Source organism: Streptomyces sp. NPDC059456, assembly GCF_042750055.1.
GTDB lineage: Bacteria > Actinomycetota > Actinomycetes > Streptomycetales > Streptomycetaceae > Streptomyces.
This window is the reverse complement of sequence record NZ_JBHYVA010000138.1, coordinates 1-5,062: the sequence shown is the minus strand read 5'-3', so window position 1 is coordinate 5,062 and position 5,062 is coordinate 1. Positions and strand designations below refer to the sequence as shown.

The following is a 5,062-nucleotide window of genomic DNA, read 5'->3' as shown; positions in this document are numbered from 1 at the left end:
TGTTGGTCCCACCTTTATTTGTTTTGTGACCCCCAGCCGGTTCTCCACCTTTGGTTTTGGGGGGTTGCGCCAACTCCCACCCCCCACCCCCCCCTCCTGCTTCGCCGGTCCTACAGGCTGTCGAGGAAGGCCAGCGCGACCCTCCACGTCTGCTCCGCGGCCTCCGCGTCGTAGTCGTCGAGGTCCGGGTCCGTGAACAGGTGCCCGGCACCCGGGTAGCGGTGCACCTCCACGTCCGCACCCGCCCGCTGCATCCGCAGGTACCAGGCCGTCAGCCAGTCGTGCGGCTCGAACGGGTCCGGGTCCGCGATGTGCAGCTGCACCGGCAGCTCGTCGACCGCCGTGTCCTCCTCCAGGTCCGCCGTCCCGTGCAGGAGCAGCAGACCGCGCGCCTTCTCGTCGGCCAGCGCCAGGTGCTGCGCGACGGAACCGCCGAAGGAGAAACCGGCGTACACCAGCCCCTGGTCGGAATAGGGGGCGGAGGCCAGCACCGCACGCTTGAGCAGTTCGTCGCGGCCGATCCCGTCCCGGTGCTCCATGCCCTCCTCGACGGTCTCGAAGGTGCGCCCCTCGAAGAGATCCGGCACCTGGACCTGGTGACCGGCCGCGCGCAGCCGGTCGGCCGCCGCGTGCACCGCGGGCCGCAGCCCGTACGTCGAATGGAAGAGCATGATGTTCATGCACCCCATCGTGCCATTGCCCGGATGGGAAGGGCCCGGGGGCGCGTTCCGGCTACGTTGAGGTGCATGGACACGGACACCGTTCTGCGCCCGGTCGCGGTCCTCGCCGGCGCCCTGGTCGTCACCCTGCTCGCCGGGTGGCTGCTGGACCTGCTGCTGCGCCGCGCCGACGCCCGCCACGGCGAGACCCCGCTGTGGGGACTCCTGCGCCGCTGCCGGCTGCCGTTCCGCCTCCTGCTGTGCACGGCACTGCTGTACGGAGCCCACCGCCGGGTGGGGATCGCGCCGGACTACGTGTTCGCCGTCGGGCGCGCCCTGACCCTCGTCATGATCGCGTCGGCCGCCTGGCTGCTGGTGCGCATCGCGACGGCGGTCGTGGACTCCTCGTACGCCCGCTTCGCCGCCCAGCACCCGGACGACGCGCGGGTGCGCCGGGTCCGCACCCAGGTGACCCTGATCCACCGGGCGGTCACCGCGGTCGTCGTGGTGGTCGCGGTGGCGGCGATGCTGCTCACCTTCCCGCCGATGCGGGCGGTCGGCGCCTCGGTGCTGGCCTCGGCGGGCGTCCTCGGCATCGTGGCCGGCATCGCCGCCCAGTCCACGCTCGGCAACCTGTTCGCCGGACTCCAGATCGCCTTCGGCGACACGGTCCGGATCGGCGACACGGTGGTCGTCGACAAGGAGTGGGGCACCGTCGAGGAGATCACCCTGACCTTCCTGGTGGTGCGCACCTGGGACGAGCGCCGGATCACGATGCCCGTGTCGTATTTCACAGGGAAGCCGTACGAGAACTGGTCCCGCGGCGGCGCCCAGATGACCGGGACGGTCTTCTGGCACCTGGACCACAGCGCCCCGCTGGACCTGATGCGCGAGCAGCTCCGGCGGATCCTGGAGGAGATCCCGGAATGGGACGGCCGGACCGGCAGCCTGGCGGTCACGGACACGACCCCGCACACGATCCAGGTCCGGGCCGTGGTCACCGCGAAGGACGGCTCGGACATCTGGACGGTCCGCTGCCAGGTCCGCGAACGCCTGATCGCCTGGCTGGTGGCCCACCACCCCTACGCCCTGCCCCGCATCGCCACCGCCCCGGCGGACGCCCGCCCGGGACCGGCCTGATCCCGCGGCTCAGAACGTCAGCCGGAACAGGGCCCCGCCGCCCGGGGCCGGCTGCGCCACCAGCTCGGCGGAGTGCGCCCGGGCGATCTGGCGGGCCATCGCGAGGCCCAGCCCCGAACCCGGCAGCGCCCGCGCCGTCCCGGCCCGGTAGAAGCGGTCGAAGACGTACGGGAGGTCCTCGGCCGCGATGCCGGGGCCGTGGTCCCGGACCGTCAGCTCGACCCGGGCGCCGCCGCCCGGCGCCACCAGCTCCACCTCCACCGGCGCCCCCGGCGGGCTGAACTTCGCGGCGTTGTCCAGCAGGTTCGACAGCAGCCGGGTCAGCCGGGCCGGCACCCCCGGCACCACCGCCTCGTCACCGCCGACCCGGACGTGCACCGGTACGGACGGCCAGTGCGCCCGCGCCGCCTGCGCGCAGTGCTCCACCAGCGGAGCCAGCCGGACCTGCTCGACCAGCGGCTGTGGCTCCTCGTCCCGGGCCAGCTCGATCAGGTCGTTGACCAGCCCCGTCACCTCCCGCAGCTGGCGCCCCAGCGCGAGCGAGGCCCGCTCGCGCTGCTCCGCCGTCAGCCGCTCCCCGCGTGCCAGCAGCTCCGCGTTCGTCCGCAGGGCGGTCAGCGGGGTCCGCAGCTCGTGCGAGGCGTCCGCGACCAGCCGCCGCTGCGCCGTCACCGACTGCTCCAGCTCGCCCAGCATGGTGTTGAAGCTCCCGGCCAGCCGCGTGATCTCGTCCTCCCGGCCGGGCGGCGGGAGTTCGATCCGGTGCCGGGGATCGCGCGTCGCCGCGATCCGCTCGGCGGTCGCCGTGAGCCGGGTCACCGGGGCCAGGCCGGTCCGCGAGACCCAGTACCCGAGCCCGGCCGCCACCAGCACCCCGGTCGCGCCGATCAGGGCCAGCCACCGGGCCGCCTCCTCGATCCCCTTCTCGACGGTGTCGGCCCGCAGCGCCACCTGGAGCGCCCGGCCCCTCGCGTAGTCGGTGGTCAGCATCCGCGTCGGGTGCCCCGCGTGCACGATGTCCGTGTAGAACGGCGCGCGCTTCCCGGCGGCCACCGCCCGCGACGCGGCGTCCACCGGCAGCAGGTACGGCGTCGCCGGGTCGTTCGCCGGGTCGGTCGGCACCACTTCCGCGCAGGCGGGCGCCGCCAGGAACCGGCACTCCCCGGCCAGGGTGCCGGGACCGGAGCCCGGGTTGCGCTGGGCCGCGAGCCGCGCGGACTGGGTGAGGCTCAGGTTCAGCTGCTCGTACAGGGCGCCGCGCACGACGAAGAAGGCGGCCGTGCACACCCCGACCGCGACCAGCGCGACCGCCGCCGTGGCCGCCAGCGCCAGCCGGGTCCGCAGCGGCCTGCGCCTGCGCCAGGGCGCCCCGAGCCGGCGCCGCCCGGCGGCGCTCACGCCGCGCCCAGCCGGTATCCGACCCCGTGGACGGTGTGCACCAGCCGCGGCTCGCCGCCGGCCTCCAGCTTCCGCCTCAGGTAGCCGACGTACACGGCGAGCGAGTTGGAGTCCGGCCCGAAGTCCCGCCCCCACACCAGCTCCAGGATCAGCTCCCGGGGCAGCACCTGCCCGGGATGGCGCAGCAGCAGCTCCAGCAGCGCCGCCTCGGTCCGGCTGAACTCCAGGGGCCGGCCGCCGCGCCGCCCGGTCCGGGTCGCCGGGTCGAGGGCGAGGTCGGCGAAGCCGAGGAGCACCGCGGCGGCCGGGTCGGGCGCGGCCCGGCGCAGCAGGGCCCGGACCCGGGCCACCAGCTCGTCCAGCGCGAACGGTTTGACCAGGTAGTCGTCGGCGCCCGCCTCCAGGCCGTCGACCCGCTCGCTCACCGAGTCCCGGGCGGTCAGCACGAGTACGGGCGTACGGTCGCCCAGCGCCCGCAGCTGCCGGCAGACCCCGAGGCCGTCCAGCACGGGCATCATCACGTCGAGCACCACCGCGTCGGGCTGCCAGCCGGCCACCTCCGACAGCGCGGCGAGCCCGTCGGCGGCGCCCCGTACCTCGTACCCCTCGACGGCCAGCCCGTCCTGGACGGCGGCCCGCACCTCGGGCTCGTCGTCCACGACCAGGATCCGCTGCGCACGCGTGCCACTGTTCATGGGGCAAAGACTGCCAAACGGTTCTGAGAGAACCTCTTAGAACGTTCTTAGGGCGCACCGGGAGGCTGCGCCCATGACCACACGAAGCACCTCTCACCGGCCCCTGTCCGTAGTGATCGGCGCGGGCGGCACCGGCGGCCACATCTACCCCGGGCTCGCCCTCGCCGAGGCGCTGCGCACGGCCGTTCCGGATGCCGTGGTCTCGTTCATCGGGACCGAGCGGGGCCTGGAGACCGAGCTGATCCCGGCGGCCGGGTACCGCCTGCACACCGTCGACATGATCCCCTTCGACCCGTCGCTGGGCGCGCGGCGCTATCTGCTCCCCGCCGCGCTGCTGCGTTCGGCCGGGCAGGCCCGGGCGGTGATCCTGGACCAGGGCGCACACGCCGTCGTGGGCATGGGCGGCTACCCGAGCGCGCCGGCCGTGCTCGGGGCCCGGATGGCCGGGCTGCCGGCCGTCATCCACGAGTCCAACGCGGTACCGGGCCGCGCCAACCGGTTCGCGGCCCGGCTCACCCCGCACATCGCGGTGGCCTTCGACCGCAGCCGGGCCCGTCTGGCGGGCGGGGCGCACGCCCTGACCACCGGAATGCCGATCTCCGCGGCCCTGGCCGGGCTGGCCAGCCTGCCGCGGTCCGAGCGCGCGGCGCTGCGCGCGCGGGCCCGGCGGGACCTGCACGTGCCCGACGGCCGCCGCCTGGTCGTCTTCAACGGCGGCAGCCTGGGCGCCGCCCGCCTCACCGCGGCCGCCGTCGCACTGGCCGGGCTCTGGCAGGGGCGCGACGACGTACAGCTGCTGATCAAGACCGGTCCGCGGGCCCTGGCGGACACCGCCGCCGATCTCGCGGCCTGCGGCGGGCAGCGGATCGCCCGGGCCGTGCCGTACCTGGACCGGATGGACCTCGTGTACGCGGCCGCCGACCTGGTGGTGTGCCGGGCCGGGTCCGCGACGGTCGCGGAGCTGGCGGCGACCGGCGTCCCCGCCGTGCTCGTCCCCTACCCGCACGCCCCCGGCGACCACCAGACCCACAACGCCCGGGTCCTGTCGGACGCGGGCGCCGGCCTGCTGCTGCCGGACGCCGCGACCACCGCCGACCGGCTGGCGGGCCTGCGAGGGCCGCTGCGGGACGACCCGGCCCGGCTGGGCGCGGGGGGCGGGGGCGGCGACCC

The 5,062-nt window shown here is 75.2% G+C and carries 5 protein-coding genes; 2 read left to right on the top strand and 3 right to left on the bottom strand.

The window, feature by feature from the left end; translation table 11 throughout:
- Window positions 1-110: 110 nt before the first annotated feature.
- Window positions 111-689 (bottom strand): dienelactone hydrolase family protein, encoded by a 579-nt coding sequence (locus ACFXA3_RS14940; RefSeq protein ID WP_385186859.1) that lies wholly within the window; start codon window positions 687-689, stop codon window positions 111-113.
- Window positions 690-746: 57 nt separating this feature from the next.
- On the opposite strand from ACFXA3_RS14940, the gene ACFXA3_RS14935 reads away from it, so the two are divergent.
- Window positions 747-1,799, top strand: a complete 1,053-nt coding sequence (locus ACFXA3_RS14935; RefSeq protein ID WP_385186858.1) for a mechanosensitive ion channel family protein — start codon at window positions 747-749, stop codon at window positions 1,797-1,799.
- A gap of 9 nt (window positions 1,800-1,808) precedes the next feature.
- Here ACFXA3_RS14935 and ACFXA3_RS14930 read toward each other — a convergent pair whose 3' ends face one another.
- Both ACFXA3_RS14930 and ACFXA3_RS14925 read right to left on the bottom strand, forming a co-directional pair.
- A complete protein-coding gene (locus ACFXA3_RS14930; protein ID WP_385186856.1) occupies window positions 1,809-3,197 on the bottom strand; it encodes a sensor histidine kinase in 1,389 nt (462 codons plus the stop codon).
- On the bottom strand, window positions 3,194-3,892 hold the full coding sequence (locus ACFXA3_RS14925) for a response regulator transcription factor (protein ID WP_385186854.1): 699 nt from the start codon (window positions 3,890-3,892) through the stop codon (window positions 3,194-3,196). The genes ACFXA3_RS14930 and ACFXA3_RS14925 overlap by 4 nt, the downstream gene beginning before the upstream one ends.
- A 73-nt stretch (window positions 3,893-3,965) precedes the next feature.
- On the opposite strand from ACFXA3_RS14925, the gene ACFXA3_RS14920 reads away from it, so the two are divergent.
- A partial coding sequence (locus ACFXA3_RS14920; protein ID WP_385186852.1) for a glycosyltransferase occupies window positions 3,966-5,062 on the top strand: 1,097 nt, incomplete at its 3' end.

Excerpts from the sequence above, each read along its gene's own strand:
- ACFXA3_RS14935 (WP_385186858.1), top strand. The coding sequence starts at position 747 with ATGGACACGGACACCGTTCTGCGCCCGGTCGCGGTCCTCGCCGGCGCC.
- ACFXA3_RS14925 (WP_385186854.1), bottom strand. The coding sequence starts at position 3,892 with ATGAACAGTGGCACGCGTGCGCAGCGGATCCTGGTCGTGGACGACGAG.
- ACFXA3_RS14940 (WP_385186859.1), bottom strand. The coding sequence starts at position 689 with ATGGGGTGCATGAACATCATGCTCTTCCATTCGACGTACGGGCTGCGG.